Origin of the sequence: Onishia taeanensis (assembly GCF_900100755.1) — a bacterium.
In the GTDB taxonomy this organism is placed as follows: Bacteria; Pseudomonadota; Gammaproteobacteria; order Pseudomonadales; family Halomonadaceae; genus Onishia; species Onishia taeanensis.
In genome coordinates, this window is record NZ_FNCI01000002.1 from 464,721 (window position 1) to 481,298 (window position 16,578).

General features: G+C 65.4%; 13 protein-coding genes. 5 read left to right on the top strand and 8 right to left on the bottom strand.

Features of this window, described 5'->3' with window-relative positions; genetic code table 11:
- The 3 genes from fhuF to BLR71_RS04555 form a co-directional block, all read right to left on the bottom strand.
- Positions 1 to 753: a siderophore-iron reductase FhuF gene (fhuF, locus tag BLR71_RS04545; RefSeq protein ID WP_092523531.1), complete on the bottom strand. Its 753-nt coding sequence runs from the start codon at positions 751 to 753 to the stop codon at positions 1 to 3.
- Between the two features lie 76 nt (positions 754 to 829).
- Complete coding sequence (locus tag BLR71_RS04550; RefSeq protein WP_092523532.1) at positions 830 to 1,816, bottom strand: sucrase ferredoxin; 987 nt, start codon at positions 1,814 to 1,816, stop codon at positions 830 to 832.
- Positions 1,813 to 2,655, bottom strand: coding sequence for an ABC transporter ATP-binding protein (locus BLR71_RS04555; RefSeq protein ID WP_092523533.1), 843 nt, complete (start codon positions 2,653 to 2,655; stop codon positions 1,813 to 1,815). Before BLR71_RS04555 ends, BLR71_RS04550 begins: the two co-directional genes overlap by 4 nt.
- A gap of 473 nt (positions 2,656 to 3,128) precedes the next feature.
- On the opposite strand from BLR71_RS04555, the gene BLR71_RS04560 reads away from it, so the two are divergent.
- From BLR71_RS04560 to BLR71_RS04580, 5 genes are all read left to right on the top strand, one after another.
- Positions 3,129 to 4,934 (top strand): IucA/IucC family protein, encoded by a 1,806-nt coding sequence (locus BLR71_RS04560; RefSeq protein ID WP_092523534.1) that lies wholly within the window; start codon positions 3,129 to 3,131, stop codon positions 4,932 to 4,934.
- A complete protein-coding gene (locus BLR71_RS04565) occupies positions 4,927 to 6,237 on the top strand; it encodes a type III PLP-dependent enzyme (protein ID WP_092523535.1) in 1,311 nt (436 codons plus the stop codon). Before BLR71_RS04560 ends, BLR71_RS04565 begins: the two co-directional genes overlap by 8 nt.
- A gap of 46 nt (positions 6,238 to 6,283) precedes the next feature.
- Positions 6,284 to 8,203, top strand: coding sequence for an IucA/IucC family protein (locus BLR71_RS04570; RefSeq protein ID WP_092523595.1), 1,920 nt, complete (start codon positions 6,284 to 6,286; stop codon positions 8,201 to 8,203).
- Positions 8,197 to 9,009: an HpcH/HpaI aldolase family protein gene (locus BLR71_RS04575; RefSeq protein ID WP_092523536.1), complete on the top strand. Its 813-nt coding sequence runs from the start codon at positions 8,197 to 8,199 to the stop codon at positions 9,007 to 9,009. Before BLR71_RS04570 ends, BLR71_RS04575 begins: the two co-directional genes overlap by 7 nt.
- A gap of 107 nt (positions 9,010 to 9,116) precedes the next feature.
- Positions 9,117 to 11,090: an IucA/IucC family protein gene (locus BLR71_RS04580; RefSeq protein WP_245696336.1), complete on the top strand. Its 1,974-nt coding sequence runs from the start codon at positions 9,117 to 9,119 to the stop codon at positions 11,088 to 11,090.
- 128 nt (positions 11,091 to 11,218) lie between these two features.
- Here the strand turns inward: BLR71_RS04580 and BLR71_RS04585 are convergent, their stop codons facing one another.
- The 5 genes from BLR71_RS04585 to BLR71_RS04605 all read right to left on the bottom strand — a co-directional run bounded on the left by BLR71_RS04585 (position 11,219) and on the right by BLR71_RS04605 (position 16,438).
- The gene (locus BLR71_RS04585) at positions 11,219 to 11,842 is read right to left on the bottom strand and encodes an RraA family protein (protein ID WP_092523538.1); all 624 of its coding nucleotides are present in this window, start codon (positions 11,840 to 11,842) and stop codon (positions 11,219 to 11,221) included.
- Between the two features lie 18 nt (positions 11,843 to 11,860).
- Positions 11,861 to 12,853, bottom strand: coding sequence for a FecCD family ABC transporter permease (locus BLR71_RS04590; RefSeq protein WP_245696345.1), 993 nt, complete (start codon positions 12,851 to 12,853; stop codon positions 11,861 to 11,863).
- Positions 12,854 to 12,921: 68 nt separating this feature from the next.
- On the bottom strand, positions 12,922 to 13,920 hold the full coding sequence (locus tag BLR71_RS04595; protein WP_092523540.1) for a FecCD family ABC transporter permease: 999 nt from the start codon (positions 13,918 to 13,920) through the stop codon (positions 12,922 to 12,924).
- Positions 13,914 to 14,978 carry an ABC transporter substrate-binding protein gene (locus BLR71_RS04600; RefSeq protein ID WP_092523541.1) on the bottom strand — a complete coding sequence of 355 codons (1,065 nt, stop codon included), beginning with the start codon at positions 14,976 to 14,978 and terminating at the stop codon, positions 13,914 to 13,916. Before BLR71_RS04600 ends, BLR71_RS04595 begins: the two co-directional genes overlap by 7 nt.
- On the bottom strand, positions 14,975 to 16,438 hold the full coding sequence (locus BLR71_RS04605; RefSeq protein WP_092523597.1) for an MDR family MFS transporter: 1,464 nt from the start codon (positions 16,436 to 16,438) through the stop codon (positions 14,975 to 14,977). Before BLR71_RS04605 ends, BLR71_RS04600 begins: the two co-directional genes overlap by 4 nt.
- Between the last annotated feature and the right edge of the window lie 140 nt (positions 16,439 to 16,578).

A 16,578-nucleotide genomic window follows, 5' to 3' on the forward strand; every position in this document is an offset into this window, starting at 1 on the left:
CTAACCGGCCGCTCTGTTCGACAGGGGGCAGTTGCCGCAGTAGCCAAGCTCGGGCAGCAGGTAGCGCAGGCAGCATAGACGGCGCACGCGCTGGGTGGCAGGCGCGTCGGTCTCGTCTTGGCATTCAGGCTGGAAGTAGCGCACCGGCTGATAAAGCGGGTTGCGGCGCCCATCGGGCAGGGTACGGGTGGCAAGCAGCCGGTGGCCTTCCTCGGCCATGCCCGGTTGCGCCATGGGGTGCATGTCTACGCCGCCCAAGAAATGCTCGAAGGTGTTGCCGACATTGCTCCAGAAGACCTTCGCCGAAGCCCCCGAGTAGCGTGCCAGCTGGTTGATCAGCGGCGTCAGGTGATCGTCGATCAGCGTCGAGAAGCGCGTGAAGCCGTCCAATGACGCCAGTGGGCGACCGGTGTGGGCAAGCTGCAGGCATTCGGCGTGGCCCGCAGCGGTGAGGTGCACGCCGACCTCATCAAGTCCTACCGGCAGGTCGCGCTCGAGTAGCAGGTTGGCGGCCATGTAGGGGGCCAGCAGCGCACCGAAATGCCATTTGGACCATAGCGAGATCAGCGCGCGACGGTCGCCTTGCCCATGATGATAGCCATAGCCCGCCGCGAAGCGCACAAGCTCGGCCTCGAATCGCGCCGGCGCCAGCAGCTCACGCATCGACAACGCCGGGGCTTGGACCGGCCCGACCTGCGGAGGCGTAAGGCCATCCAGCGGGCCCGTATAGAGCGCCTTGAGCAGCAGGGGCATGGGATCCTCTCATCATGGCGGAGTCATTCGATAATACTATGATGAATGAAAATCATTATCAAATAAGAGGCGGATGTCAGGCGATGTGGGTGGCTCGCCATACCCGGCTGGGCTGGGCGCCGTCGCGCTCGTAGTCGGCACAGGTGTCGTGGCGGATCAGCTCACTCTCGAGGCAGCTCACCGTCAGTCGCCCCACCTGCTCTCCGGCCTGCCAGCGAACCGGCAGCGTCAGGCGTGGACCGCCGCTTTGTTCGAGGGCGTCATCGACTTGCACCCGGGCGTGGAGACCGCGGGCCGCGAGCCATTCGAGGGCGGCGACCTGGGCGCATTGTGCGACCGGCGTCAGCCGCGAGTCGCCCCGGTAGCAGGGCAGGTAAGGGCGGCCGTCCTGCTCGGCCTCGAGCAACCCTGGTACGTCATCCGGGTTGAGACGGCCGTATTTGCGCAGGGCGGGCAGTACCAGGGCGCTGGTCGCCAGCCGGCAGCCACCGAGGTGAGTGCTTTCCCAGACATCGAAGGGCAGGTCATCGCGTGCCACGGCGTCGGCGAGGGCGCGATAGCTTTGATAGCCGAACTTGGCGCAGCACTTGTCCTTCTTGCCGTGGGTGCAGCACAGGATCATCGGCATGGCGATGGCGTCGCCGCCCCAGGCGGCCAGCGAGTCGCCGCGGGAGAAGGCGGCAAGAAAGGCCGCCAGCTCGTCTCGCGCTACCCGGTATTCGCGCTGCTCCGGCATCAAGAACAGCCGATGAAGCTCGGCGTCCTCGCCACGGCGGTGAATCAGGTTGACCCGCCGCCCCGCCTCGGCAATGGCCTCGAGCTGTGTTGCCACGTCATCGGGCATGTCGCTGGCGCGGCGCAGGCTGCGCTGCCACTTGGGCCGGGGCCAACTGATCAGCAGGTTGCGCTCGGCGTGGGCGGCGCTGCCCACCAGCGGATCGCCCATCGCCAGGCTATCCACCGCGCAGAAGCGCCGGGCCGGGCGAGTCTCGGCGGCTGCTTGGTGATCCTTGTCGGGCCGATTCTTGGTGATAAAAGTCGAGGTGATGCGCGTCGCGGTCATGGCAGCTGTCCTTCCGGCGTGCGCCGCGTTGTTCTCGCCGTGTTCAGGCGTGGCACGCAGACCGGCTGCCCGCTGTGCGGGTCGCGAATCACATGGGCGTCGAGGTCGAATACTGCCTTCAGGTTGGCGGCGGTGAAGACCTCGGCCGGGGCACCGGAGTATTCGATGCGGCCATCGCGCATCATGACCAGTTGGTCCGCATAGGCCGCCGCCAGGTTCAGGTCGTGCAGCACCAACAGCAGGGTGCGGCCGTGCTCATGCGCCAGCCGCGAGAGCAGGTCCAGCAGATCCACCTGCACCTTGAGATCCAGAAAGGTCGTGGGCTCATCAAGCAGGATCAGGTCCGTCTCCTGCGCCAGCACCATGGCGATCCAGCAGCGCTGTCGCTGACCGCCAGAAAGCGCGTCGACGCTACGTTCGGCGAAGTCGGTGACATCGGCGTAGGCCATCGCCTCGCGGATGGCGCGGGCATCCTGCTCGGCATCCTGTCGCCACAGCCGCTGGTGAGGGAAGCGCCCCATGCCCACCAGTTGCCGAACCGTCAGCCCCTCCGGGGCGGAAGGGCCCTGGGGCAGAATGCCCAGGCGCTGTGCCACCTGCCGCGTATTGCGGTGGTGAATGTCCTCGCCGTCGAGGCAGACACGGCCCGCACTTGGCGTATGCGTGCGCGCCAGCGTCTTCAACAGCGTCGACTTGCCACTACCGTTCGGACCCAGCAGCACCGTCAGCTTGCCCTCGGCCACCGCCAGATCAACGCCGTCCAACACGCGTCGGGTGTCATACCCGGCGTGCAGGCGTTCGCCTGTCAGGCGAGACGGCTTGGCGGGTGTTGAGGGCATGGGATGACTCGGTGGCGTGATGATTGACGCAAGACCGTAATACAAAAAATTCTCATTTTCAAATCAAGAGCCCCGTCAGACGGGCGGTTCAACGGCGTGTCGATAGACGATGGCCAACGAATCCAACGCTGCGTATGGACATGTCATCATCCAATCTATATGTTAACCATTCTCATTCGCATATGTGTTGCGGCATCGAATGAGCCTGACGATGGCAGGCAGCGGTTACCCATCGACGTGATACGCATAACCCGGATAACGACGTCACCAAGAACGGCGTCATCAAGAACAATGTCACCAATAACAACGTCGCGAAGTGATGAGAAGTGATGAGAAGTGACTAGCGAGGGATACGCGGATTCACCGGGCAACAACGACCAGCCGGTAGTGGTGCCAAGTCTCCAGGTGAAAGAGGCCGCGTGCTTGGTACCCGGCAGGTGAATCTTTACAGGACGCATTTTCGCGGAGGCACCATGAGCGATGCTCATCCCTCTCGTCTAGCCGACGAGGTCAGCCGACATGCATCCATGCATGCGTTGCTGAACTGCATCATCAAGGAAGTGGCAATACCCCAGGACACGCTATCCTATCGTTTCCCCACGCGGCGGGACGGCCTGCCCAACTCGCGGCACGGCGTGCCGCTGCTGATCGATTGGTCGGCGTCGCTGACGCTATTCGTGCTGGTGGACCGTCACTCGGTCATCGGTAGCCATTTCTATCTTTCCGAGCTTTATCTCTTCGAGACCGGAGATACGGCGTGGCGGGCTCCCTCATTGGCCGAGTTGATTGCCGCGCTGCTGGCACACTGCCGTTGGCATGACGGCCGGCTCAATCAGGAACTGTGCGATCAGGTGGTGCAGAGCCAGGACGTCATGACCACGATCGCCGCCCATGCCGCCCAGCGGCCCCGGCTGCATCCGCTGACGGATTATCGGAGCAGTGAACAGGGGCTTTGGTTTGGCCACCCGAATCATCCCACCCCCAAGGCTAGGCATTGGCCGTCGCACCTGCTGCAGGACAGGCCCGCCTACGCGCCGGAATTCGGTGCCACCACGGCGCTGCATCAGTTCTCCTTTCCCGTGGCAGGGCTGAGTGTCCAGACCAATCGCTTGCATGCGCCGGATGTGCTGGCGCAGGTGGCGGACCAGCGCCATGCCGAAGACGGTGAACGCGTCGTGCTCAGCATGCACCCGGTGCAGGCCGATCTATTTCGCCGGGATGCCCGGGTAGCGCAGCGGATCGAGGAAGGCGTCATCGGTGATCTCGGGCCGAGCGGCTGGCAGGCCGCCCCAACGGCCTCAATGCGCACCTGGTACCTCGAAGATCACCCCTGGGTCCTCAAGGGATCGCTGAATGTGCGCATCACCAACTGCGTGCGCAAGAACGCCTGGTACGAACTGGAAAGCACCCTGGTGATCGACCGCATCATGCATCGGCTGACCCAGCAGCAAGATAGCGCGCTGCAGGCACTGTGCGTGGCGCAGGAACCGGCCACGGTGCACTGGACGCCGGCCGAGGGCGACGAGGCCGACCGACGCTGGTTCCGCGAGCAGACCGGCATGATCCTGCGCGAGAACTTCTGTCGGCGCTTCACGCCGCAACGCTGCCTGCTCAGCGCCACCCTGTTCGCCCGCGATGCCCAGTTGGTGCCGATGGTGCTGTCCTTCCTCGATGGCGCTGAAGAGACACAACATGCATTGCCCGCAGAGCGCCAGGTAAGAGACTGGTTCCAGGCCTATCTGAAGACGCTGATAGCCCCGGTGATGGGGCTGTTCTTTCGCCACGGCATCGTCATGGAGCCTCATCTGCAGAACTGCGTACTGATCCACGAGGCGGGCATGCCCCGGCAGATGCTGTTGCGCGACTTCGAAGGGGTCAAGCTGACGAAGGACAAGGGCGTCGATTGGCTCGCGGGGGAATCCCTGTCTCCCCGTGTCCGGGAGTCGATGACCTACAGCCGCGAGCAGGGCTGGAACCGCATCGCCTATTGCCTGTTGGTCAATCATCTCGCCGAGGCGATTCTGGCGCTGAGCTGGCAGCGTCCGGCCCTTGGCGACGCGCTATGGCAAGACACCCTGGACGAGCTTCGCCGGGTGCGAGAGACCCTGGGCGTCGCGGCACCCGAGCTGGATGTGCTGCTGGCGGGGGGCGAGCTGCCCTGCAAGACCAACTTCACGCTGCGGTTGATGGCCAAGGCGGATCGCGAGGCCCAGTACGTGGCCTTGCCCAATCCCTGGTATCCACACCGGGTGGTGAGCCGGGAGGCGGCCTATGGCTGAGTCGCTCTCGATTCCCGACCGCATACGCGATGCCATCAATGCCCACCGGCAGGCCTGCGATGAGCCCATGGCGGCCTTCTTCTATGACCTGCCGGCGCTTGCCGCCCAGGGCCGAGCCTTGAAGGCGGCCTTGCCGCCAGGCGTCGAGCTCTACTATGCGATCAAGGCCAACAGCGAGGCGGCCATCATCGACACCCTGGCGCCTATCGTCGATGGGCTGGAGTTGTCGTCCGGTGGCGAGATCGAGCGGGCCTGCGCCTGTTCGACACCGCGCCCTTGGGTGCTCTCCGGACCGGGCAAGCTGGATAGCGATATGCGAGAGGCCATGATGCGAGGCGTCGAGGCCTTTCATGTCGAAAGCCTCGGCGAGGTGGAGCGCCTGCAGGCGATCGCGGCCTCGCTGGATAGCCACCAGCCTGTGCTGCTGCGCATCAATCCGGCCTTGCCTGAGGCGTTCTCCAGCCGTCTGCGCATGGCCGGCACCGCCACGCCGTTCGGCATCGACGAGACGCAGCTAAGTGAGGCGGTGCAAGCCGTGGACGCCGCCCCGAACCTGAGGCTGGTGGGCTTTCATATCCACGCCATGTCGCATCAGGCCTGCGAGCGGCGACACCAGAGGTTGCTGGCTACCTATCTGGAGCGCTGGCCCCACTGGCGTGCGCTGGCATCTGACCCCGAACGGGTCACCCAGCTCAACGTCGGGGGCGGCATCGGCGTCAACTATCTCCGGCCGTCCGAGCAGTTCGACTGGCCCGGCCTGTGTCAGGCCCTGGGGCAGCAACTGGCGGCGATGCCCGAGCCTCCGCGGGTGCGCTTCGAGATCGGCCGCTTCCTGTCAGCCTTCTGCGGCTACTACGCGATCGAGGTGCTGGATACCAAGATCAGCCATGGCGAGGGCTTTCTGGTCTGTCGTGGCGGCACGCATCAGTTTCGCCTGCCCGCGGCGCAGGGGCACGACCATCCGGTTATTCACCTGCCGCGCGATTCCCAGCGGGCCGGTGAGGGCGAGCGCCGCCCATGGACAGTGGTCGGCCAGCTGTGCACCCCCAAGGACGTGCTGAGTCGTAAGCAGGAGCTGTCCGGTGTGGCGGTCGGCGACCTGTTGGTGCTGCCGCTGGCGGGTGCCTATGGCTACAACATCTCGCATGCGGACTTCCTGTGTCACCCGCGCCCCGAGCAGCGCTTCGTTGGCGATCCTCTTCAAGAGGCGCCCGATGGCATCGGCTTATGTCACGCCCGCGATGCCCGCGAGCGCCATGAAGGCGAGTCGAAAGGCCAGCGACCCGCCGAGCCGCTGAGGTGAGCCCATGCGTGCGCCGATCCATTTTCCCGGTATTGAAGGTATTTCCATGTCATCCCATGAAGGTATCAGGCCGCTGGTCGCGGCCGGCGACGATAACGCCGATGCACTATCGCCCATCGCTATGCCCATCAGTATGCCCATCACCACGCCTTTTGCGCATGCCTCGGCCTGGCGTCATCACTCCCGTATCGAGCAACGTGTGGTCGGCCAGCTATTGCAGACCCTGCTCTACGAGGAGGTGCTGCCCTATGAGGCCGTCGCCGAGCCGGAGGCGGACGCCAGCGGCGCTAGGGTCTTTTCCCTGACGCTTGGCGAGCGTCGCTATCGGGTCAGCGGCTGGCAATGTCACAGCTTTCGGCTGATTCGCCTCGCGCACGCCTCCCTGGTCGTCGAGGGCCAGGCAGGCATGCCGGAATCGGTGAGCCTGCAGCGGTTCCTCGCCGACCTGGAGATGGCGCTGGGGGATGTGGCGATCCAGCCCGGCTTCGTCGACGAGCTCACCCAGACCCTGATCAAGGACCTGCAGTCATCGGCCTGGCCACTGTCGCTCAACGAGTCCCCTCAGGCCTTGAGTGCCGATGCCCTGGAGCAATACTTCACCGACGCGCACAGCTATCACCCCTGCTACAAGTCACGGCTCGGTTTCTCACTGCGCGACAACCAGCGCTACGGACCGGAATTCGCCCAGCCGGTGAGGGTCGCCTGGCTGGCGGTGCCGAGGCGCTTGGCACATCGTGGCGCTGTCGGCGGCGAGGCACTCGCCGAGCGGCTCGCCGAAGAGGCCGGTCCGCGCGTGCTGGCAAGCCTCGATGACTACCTGGCCCGGCGACAGCTAACGCCAGATCAGGTGGTGTTGATGCCGGTGCACCCCTGGCAATGGGAGAACGCGCTAGTGGCAGCGCTTTATCCCGAGCTAGCCAGCGGTGAGATCGCCTGGCTCGGCGAGGGCGAGACGGTCTACACCGCCCAACAGTCGATTCGCACTCTGGCCCCACAGGACACCCAGCGCCCCTATCTCAAGTTGGCGATGAACATCACCAACACCTCGAGCACGCGAATCCTCGCGCGTCATACGGTCGCCAATGGGCCAATCATCACCGCATGGCTGCAGCGGCTCATCGCCACCGACGAGGTAGCCAGCGCCGCGGGCTTCGTGATCCTTGGCGAGGTAGCCGGCGTGGCGCTGGACGAGCGCGCTTTTCCGGATACGCGTTATCACGCGGTGTACGGCAAGGTCGGTGCCATCTGGCGTCAGAACATCGGCGCTTTCCTCGATGACGGCGAACGGGCCGTGCCCTTCAACGGGTTGAGCCAGTTCACTCGCGACGCTGATGGGTTGCCCGCCAGTCCCTTCATCGCGCCCTGGATCGAGCGTTACGGGCTGGATGCCTGGACCCGGCAACTGGTGCATGTCGCCACCTGGCCGATCATCCACCTGCTGTTCGCCGAAGGCGTGGGAATGGAGTCTCATGGCCAGAACATCTTGGTCATTCATCGCGACGGCTGGCCGCTGCGAGTGGCGCTGAAGGATCTGCACGATGGCGTGCGTTTCAGTCCCGCACACTTGGCCCGCCCCGAGCTGGCGCCAAACCTAGAGCCCATACCCGAGCGTCATGCCGCCCTCAATCGCAACTCCTTCATCGTGACCGATGACCCCGTGGCGGTGCGCGACTATTCCTGCGATGCCTTCTTCTTCATTGCCCTGGCGGAAATGGCGATCTTCTTGCAGCGATATTTCGGACTGGACGAGTCTCACTTCTGGGCCATGGCGGCGGACGAGATCAAGGCCTATCAGCGCGCCCATCCCGAGCATGCGCAGCGCTACCGCTGTTTCGATGTTTTCACCCCCCGCTGGGAGGTGGAAGCCCTGACCCGGCGTCGCCTCTTTGGTGACGATGACCCCCAGGTCGAATATGTCCCCAATCCGTTGGCGGCCTTCGCGCCGGACGAGGAGGCCGCATGCTGAGGACCAACCGACTCAAGCGTGCACTGGCCGAGGGGAGAGCCGTCCACGGCATCATGGCCTCGATGCCGACCGCCGCCTCCATAGAGCTGATCGCCGAGGCGGGTTTCGATTTCGTGGTGATCGACACCGAACACGTGCTGATCAACCCGGAGACCGTCGAGCACATGATCCGTACCGCCGAGAGCTACCGGCTGACGCCCCTGGTGCGGGTGGCGGATGCCGACCCCAAGACCCTGTTGCGTCTTCTCGACGGCGGCGCTCAAGGCATCGTGCTGCCCCAGGTGGAAGACCCCGCGACCCTCGAGCGCGCCGTGGCCGCCTGCAAGTACGCCCCGGAAGGTGGGCGCAGCCTCAATGCCGGACGGCCTGGCGCCTTCGGCAAGGCCTCGCTAGCCGAGTACGTGGTAAAGGCCAACCGGGAGGTCATGGTGGTTGCCATGATCGAAAGCCGCCGTGGCGTGGAAGACATCGAGGCGATCTGCGCGGTGCCGGGGCTCGATATGGTGCTGGAAGGAGCGGCGGACCTGTCCCAGTCACTGGGCGTGACCTGGCAGCCCGAACACCCTGAGGTCATCCAGGAGCTGGAGCGGGTCCAACGCGTGGCAAGTGAACAGACAGTGCCCTATTGCGCCTTCCTGCGTCACGCGGCGGCCAAGGCCCGATGGCAGGCGCGAGGCGTCAACTCCTTCATGCTCGGCGACGAGCGTGGCATCGCCTTTCGCGCCCTGCAGCGAGCGCTCGGCGATGCTATGGCGCCGGTGAAGAGCGACGCTAAGGCCCCACTGGAACGCGAGGGCGCCCATTGATGAGTTATTCACTTGAAAAGGCGCCCGCGGCGTCTCGATCCAATACCGCTCACTCCGATACGTCTGCCGAGACGTCTGTTTCCGTGACCCCGATGGAGCGTACGACCATGAAATCTCCTGATGCCAAGCGCCATGCCCAGGCGCAGATCATGCAATCGTTGGTGGATGGCCTGCTGGTCGAAGGCCTACTGGATGACCTGGGGGCAAGCCAGCAGGACGCACAAACAGCCGACTCCAGGCTTGCACACCTGGCGGCCTTCCGCCCCTACCTCGGCGATAGTGCGGCGTGCTTCTGGCAACTGCCGCAGGGTCGGCAGCACGACATCGTCATGCTGCTAAGACCCGGCATCGTTCAGGCCTGGCAAAAGGTGCCTCACAGCCCGGTGATCGTGCTGGATCACGATAGTGGAGATTGGACGTCTCTCGACCCCGTCGCCTTCATGCAATACGTCTTCGGCGTCGTCACCGAAGGCGACCAGCCGGCCCTGAATCAGGGGCAGCGGGTATTCCTCCAGGCCTTGGCTGACAGCCTCTGGCAGGCGGAGAGCTCGGTGAATCACCGGGTAGAGACTCACGATCTTCCCTCGCGGGATACGGCTAGCCACTTCGCGATCATGGAGCAGTGGGCCTCGCTGCTCGACCGGCCCTTTCATCCCACAGCGAAGGCCAAACAGGGCCTCGATGAGGCGGAATATCGCGCCTACATGGCCGAGTTCAATGTCCCGGTCAACCTGCGCTGGGTGGCGATGGCCCGCGACCGCGTGATGAGCGGGGCCGGCGTCGATGAGGCCTGCCCCGCGCCGGTGCAGTGGCTTACTGCTGAGCAGGAGCGTCGCGCGCTCGATGAGGAGATGGCCACGCGCGGCCTGGCCCACACCCACATCGCTATTCCCGTGCATCCCTGGCAGCACGACCATGCGCTTCCCCAGTGGCTGGATGCGGCCTTCGATTCGGGGGACTGTGTCTCCCTGGATGCGGCCACCACGCCCTGGCTTGCGACCTCCTCGCTGCGCTCGCTGGCGCCGACCACGGCGAGCCCGCACTTCCTGAAGCTGCCCATGGCCATCCATTCGCTGGGCGCCTCGCGCTACCTGCCGGCGGTCAAGATGTTCAATGGCGATCTCAGCGCTCGCCTGCTGCACCAGGCAAAGCAACAGGATGCCCGGCTCGCCGAGGGGCTCTACCTGTGCGATGAGGCCAAGTGGTGGGCCTATATGCCGGAGGGTGCGACTCTGTTCGATGAGGCGCCCAGGCATTTGTCGGCCATGGTGCGCACCTACCCCCGGGCGCTGCTGGATGACCCGAACGTGCGGCTGGTGCCCATGGCCACCTTGGGCACGCCGTTGCCGGGGGGCGAGCATCATGTGTTCGATGATTGGCTCGCGCAGCGTGGCCTGGCGGCGAGTGCAGGCGCGGTGACGGCGCTGTTCGGCGAGCTCTGCGAGACGTTCTTCGACATCAACCTGCGCATGTTCCGGCTCGGCATGCTGGCGGAGGTGCATGGCCAGAATGCGGTGCTGGTGTTCAGAGGCGGCCGCTGCCAGGGGCTACTGTTGCGCGACCATGACTCGCTGCGCATCAACGTCGCACGCCTCGAACGGCACGGCATGCAGGATCCGCGTTACTGCATCAAGCCCGGCCACGCCAACACCCTGTATCACGATAGCCTCGAGGCGCTGCTGTTCTGGCTGCAGACGCTGGCCATCCAGGTCAATCTGCGCGCGATCATCGACAGCCTGGCGGCGCATTACGCCTTGTCGCCGCACACGCTGTGGCGGGAGGTGGCGGCGCGCCTCGAGGCCTGCATCGATGCCGTACCTTTCGATGCGTCTGATCGTGGCATGCTCAAGGTGGAGCTCTTCGAGCGGGAGCAGTGGCCCTACAAGCGGCTGATCGCCCCGATCATCGAGCGTGCCGGTGGGCCTGGCAGCATGCCCTTCGGCACCAGCGAGACCTGCAACCCCTTCGTCAGGGCCAGGCAGCCGGCCGACATCGCTCCAGTTGAGACGCTTGCCGATGAGCTATCTGAAGGGCTATCCGAAGGACTCTCTGAAGGGCGATCCGCCGAAGCCTTGTCTTAGGGAATGATCCTGGACTGATTCAATCCACACCCCAGGCCTGAGACCCACACAAGAACACCGCCCGACACTTCATCGGGCGGTGTTCTTTTTGGGGGAATTTGTGGGGGGATGTCAGTGCGGCGGCACCCTCAGCGGAACCACTCGTGGAACTCGGCGGCCAGGGCGCGGCGCTTCTCTTGCTCCTTGGCCTGCTTGGCCTCGGCGGCATCGGCCAGGGCGTCGGCGCGATGCGGCGGGACAACGAAGAGACCATCATCGTCGCCAAGCACCAGGTCGCCGGGGCTGATCACGGTGCCGTCGATGGCAACCGGGACGTTGATCTCGCCTTCCAGCTCCAGCGCCCGGGTGGTCAGGGGGCTGGTGCTCCGCGCATAGGTCGGCAGGGTAAGGCGTGACAGGGCGTCGTGGTCGGTGATGGCGCCGTTGGTGATGATGCCGGCGAGCTGCTTGCGCAGGGCCGCATAGGCACGAAACTCGCCCCAGCAGGCCCGATGGTGGTCGCCCGACACGTCGATGACCAGCACATCGCCGGGGCAGGCCAGCTTCAGCGCCTCTTTGATGATGCTGCCGTCCAGGTGGGGAATCCTGACCGTCAGGGCCGTGCCAAGCAGCCGCGTGGGGCGCACGAGAGGAGAAAGCGAAGTGATGGCGCCGAAATCGGTGAAGTGTCCCAGGGTGGAGGTGGCGAGGGCCTGATAGCGCTGGCGTTGTTGCGCTGTGACGGTTTCCTGACGGGGCTCGATATGAAACATGGGCTCTCCAACAAGCGCCTAGTGACGGTGATAACGCGTTCGGTGCAGCAGATAGACGAAGAAGGGCGCGCCCACCCCAGAGACGAAGATGCCGGCGGGCAGGTCCTTGGGCAGGAAGGCCACCCGGCCGAGCAGATCGGCGTAGAGCACGATCAAGGCCCCCACCAGACCAGCGATGGGCGCCAGCCGGGTGAAGCTTCGCCCTACCAGGCGGGCGGCGATATGGGGCGCGATCAGGCCCACGAAGCTGAGCCCGCCGGCAAAGGCGACGGCCGCACCGGCCAGGGCCACGCTGCAAGCCATCAGCAAAAGCCGGCTGCGCAGGACGTTGACGCCGAGCCCCTGGGCCACCTGATCGCCGAGCGCCATGGCATCCATCTGCCGTGCCTGGGTAAGACACAGCGGAACGGCGACCAGCAGCCAGGGCAAGATGCCGAGCACGTCCTGCCACTGGGCGGCGTAGAGGCTGCCGGTCAGCCACACATAGGCGACCATGGCGGAGGAATCGTCGCTGATCACGATCACTAGCGTGGTCACGGCGCTCATCGCCGCGGAGAGCCCGATGCCGACCAGCACCATGCGCGTGGGCGTGATGCCGTGCCGCCAGGCCAGCAGGAAGACCAGCAGGGCCGACAGCAGCGCCCCGAGCAGTGCCGCGGCCGGCAGCCAATGGATGCTCAGGCTGGCGGTAAACAGCGCCAGAAATACCACTGCGGCCATGGCCGCGCCGCTGGTGATGCCGATCACGTCCGGCGAGGCCAGCGGGTTGCGCACGATGCCCTGCAGGATGGCGCCGGCGATGGCCAGTGCCGCGCCGACCAGCACGGCCAGCAGGATACGCGGCAGGCGCAGTTCCCAGACGATGAAGGCGATGTCGCTGTTTTGCGGCGCGACCAGCGCTTTGGTGACGTCTGCGAACGAGGTCGGAAAGCTGCCGAGCGTGAGCGACAAAGCGATGCTTGCCAGCAGCACGAGCGCGAGCAAGGCAGCGATGATCGCCGAGCGGGTCATCAGCCCTGCGGTGCTGTCGCGGCCGGTTCGTCTCAGGGAGGCGGGCAGGGAAGGTGAGTCGCTCATGGTCAGGCCTGTTTCCTGCGTGCCAGATAGATGAAGAAGGGCGTGCCGATCAGGGCGGTCATCACGCCCACCGGCACATCCTGCGGCGCCATCAGAAAGCGCGAGGCCACATCGGCCAGCAGCAACAGGCTTGCCCCCAGCAGGGCCGAGGCCGGCAGCAGCCAGCGGTGGTCGACGCCGAAGAGGCCCCGCGCCATGTGCGGCACGATCAGCCCGACGAAGCCGATCATGCCGGCAAGCGCCACCGAACTGCCGGCGAGCAGGATCACCGCCAGGCCAAGCAGCAGCTTGATGGTGCCGGCGCGCATGCCCAGGCCCTTGACCATGTCATCGCCGAGCATCAGGGCATTGGCGTGGCGCACCAGCAGCGCGCACAGCACCAGGGCGATGGCAAAGAACGGCAGCAGCGGCACTACCAGCGACAGCTCGCGCCCCGACACGGAGCCGGCCAGCCAGTAGAGCACGCTCTCGAAGCTCTGTTGGTCGATGATCAGCAGGCCCTGGCTAAATGACACGAACATGGCGGTGATGGCCACGCCGGCGAGCACCACTCGCAGCGGCGATAGTTCACCCTGGCGACCGCGACTCAGCGCCACCACCAGCCCTGCCGCCACCAGCGCGCCCAGCAGAGCCGCCCAGATATATTGACCCGGCGTATGCAGAGGCAGCAGCGAGATCGCGACCACCACGAAGAACATGGCGCCGGCGTTGATGCCCAGAAGGCTCGGTGAGGCCAAGGGGTTGCGGGTCATGGTCTGCATCAGGGCTCCGGCGATGGCTAGGCTCGCACCGACCAACGCGGCGATCACCGCCCGCGGCAGTCTCTCCCTCAGGATGATGATGTGCGCGACCTGGGAGGGATCGTAATGCAGCAGTGCCCCCAGGAAGGTCGAAGGGGCGATGTCGGTGCTGCCCAGCATGAGGCTGGCGGCAAAGGCCGCTGCGACCACCGCGAGGCCCAGCAGCAGGCCGGCGCTGCGTGAAAAACGGCTGGTCAGCATGCGGCGGGTGCCTCGGTCGGGGAAAGGGCCGCCGCATCAGCGTTGCCGGTGCAGGCCCTGGCTGGGGTCGTCTGTGCCGATGTCGGTGAAGCGGGGATTGCCTGCGTATCGCCGGAGCTCGGCTCGAGCCCATAGTGGGCGTAGAGGTCATCCAGCATGGCATTGGCGGCCAGGATGCCGCCGCCCATGATCCAGTCGACCGGGTCCACCTCGTAGATCCGGCCGTGCTGCACGGCGTCGAGTCGCTGCCAGAGCGGGTGGGAGCGCCAGTGCCGGTAGTTCTCGGCAATCGCCGGGTCGTCCGGCTCCAGGAGCACGAAGATCACGTCGGCATTCATGACCGGGATGTTTTCCTCGCTGGTCAGCTTCATGCCCCAGCCCTGGTCCTGTACCGAGGAGGGCTGCTCGAAGCCCAGCTCATCCAGAATGGACCCGGCGAATCCGGTGGAGTAGATACGCACATGGTCGCTCTTGAAGCGCACCACGGCGGCTTTTTGGGGCCAGGCATCGCCTAGCGCCGCGGCGATTTGCCGGCGAAAGTCCGTCACCCGCGCGTCCCAGTCCTCGAGCAGGGCACGCGCCTTGGACTCTCGGCCGGTGGCCTTGGCCACTAGCATCAGGCTTTCCTTGAAGTCGAAGACGCTCTCGGTGGCGACGGTCGGGGCGATCTTCTCGAGGAGTGGCCGAACCCGCTCATGGCGAAAGTGTGTGGCGACGATCAGGTCCGGGTCCAGCCAGGCGATCTTCTCCAGGTTGGGCTGGGTCTCCAGGCCGACGTGCTCTACGCCTGAGAGTGCCTCACGCAGATAGCGGTACATGGGCTTTTCGAGCCAGGAGTCGACGACACCGACCGGCGTGATACCCAGTGCCACCGCGCTATCGGTGGCGCCCTGATAAAGGGTGACCACACGTTGCGCATCGGCGGGGAGCTGAGTGTCGCCGAACGCATTGGCCAGGCTGCGCCCGTCGCCGGCAGCGCTCTCGCTGACGGCCAACGCCGTGGCAAAGGCCAGTAGCGCCGCAAGCCAGCGGCATCGGGTCCGGGCACGAGTCTTCATTGCGGCCTCCTGGGGGATGCGGTCTGTAGTGGTGGGGGTACTGGTTCCGTGGCGGTTGTTGATGCCGCATCCCGCGAGGCGCGACCGAGACGCCAGGCCAGTGGCAGGCAGAGCACGGCGATGGCCGCCAGGGCGAGGAAGGCATGATGGAGCGCGGTGGCGCTCGCCTCGCCATAAGAAAGCCCCTGTTCCAGCGCGGCCTTGACGGCCATGTCGTAGTAGAGGGAAAGCGCTACGATTCCCAGCGAGGAGACCAGGCGCCTGGCCATGTTGTTCATGGCCGAGGCCTGGGCGACATGCTGCTCGGGCAGCTCCTTGATGCCTACCGTGGTGGAGGGCAGATAGGCGCAGCCCAGGCCCAGGCCTCGCAGGCCCATCCAGGCCGCGATCATCCATACCGGGGTGGCCTCGGTCAGGGTGGCGAGCCCCGCCAGGCTGGCCATGGTGACCATGAGCCCGGCCCCGATGCACCACTGGGGCGGGTAGCGGTCGATCAAGCGTCCCGCTATCGGCGAGCAGCAGGCGGCGGCAACTGCCGTGGCCAAGAACACCAGGCCTGTTTCCAGCGGGCCGAAACCGAGCGCATTCTGCATCCACAGCGGTATCAGCAGGATGCAGCCGAACAGGATGACCGCCTGCAAACAGGCCAGAGCGACGCTGAGCCGGTAGCCGCGATGGGCAAACAGGCCGAGATCGAGCAGGGGCGCCTCGGCACCTCGCTCGACGCGCACGAAGGCCGCCAGTGCCAAAAGCCCGCCGGCAAGTGGCAGCAGAGACGCGGCGTGGAGCAGGTCCGTGGGCGTTTCCACTCGGCTGAGCGAGAACAGCACCGCACCCATCCCGATGGTGATCAGTACGAAGCCGGGCAGGTCGAAGCGGCGCCGATGGTTGGCGGGTTCCGCCATGAGATAGCGATAGCCGCAGGCAAGCCCCAGCACCGCGAACGGCATGTTCATCAGGAACAGCACCCGCCAGTGGCTGATCTCGAGCAACAGGCCGCCGACGCTTGGGCCGATGGCCGGGGCGATCATCACCGCGAAGCCCCAGATGCCGCTGGCCCGGCCTCGCTGATCGCTTGGATAGGCGGAGAAGATCAGCGACAGGGAAAGCGGAATCATCAGGCCCGCCGCTACACCCTGGAGCCCACGTGCGACGATGATGATGGCCAGGCTCGGGGCCATGGCACCGAGCGCCGAGCCTGCCAGAAAACCCCACAGCCCCAGCAGATAGATGCGCTTGCGACCGACGCGATCGGCCAGATAGCCGGTCAGGGGCATGGTCATGCCCATGGCGATCATGAACAGCGTCACCACCCAGCTCACCTGGGTGGCGCGGGCATCGAAGGTCGCCATCAGCTCGGCCACGGCCAGGTTCAGGGCGCTGTTATTGAGGCTGACGGTAAAGGTCCCCAGCAGCACACTGAACAGCACCTTCCCGCCGTGAGCTGAAGCATTCGGCATGGTCATTCGCGTCGTGGAACGTCATGGAAAACAGGGGTATGCGGCCAATAGCAGGAGGCCACTGCGTGAGGTAAAGAAGGGGAAAATGATGTCACGATGCAAAAATAAATGCAAAGCGTTATCAAATGAGAACTGGGTGT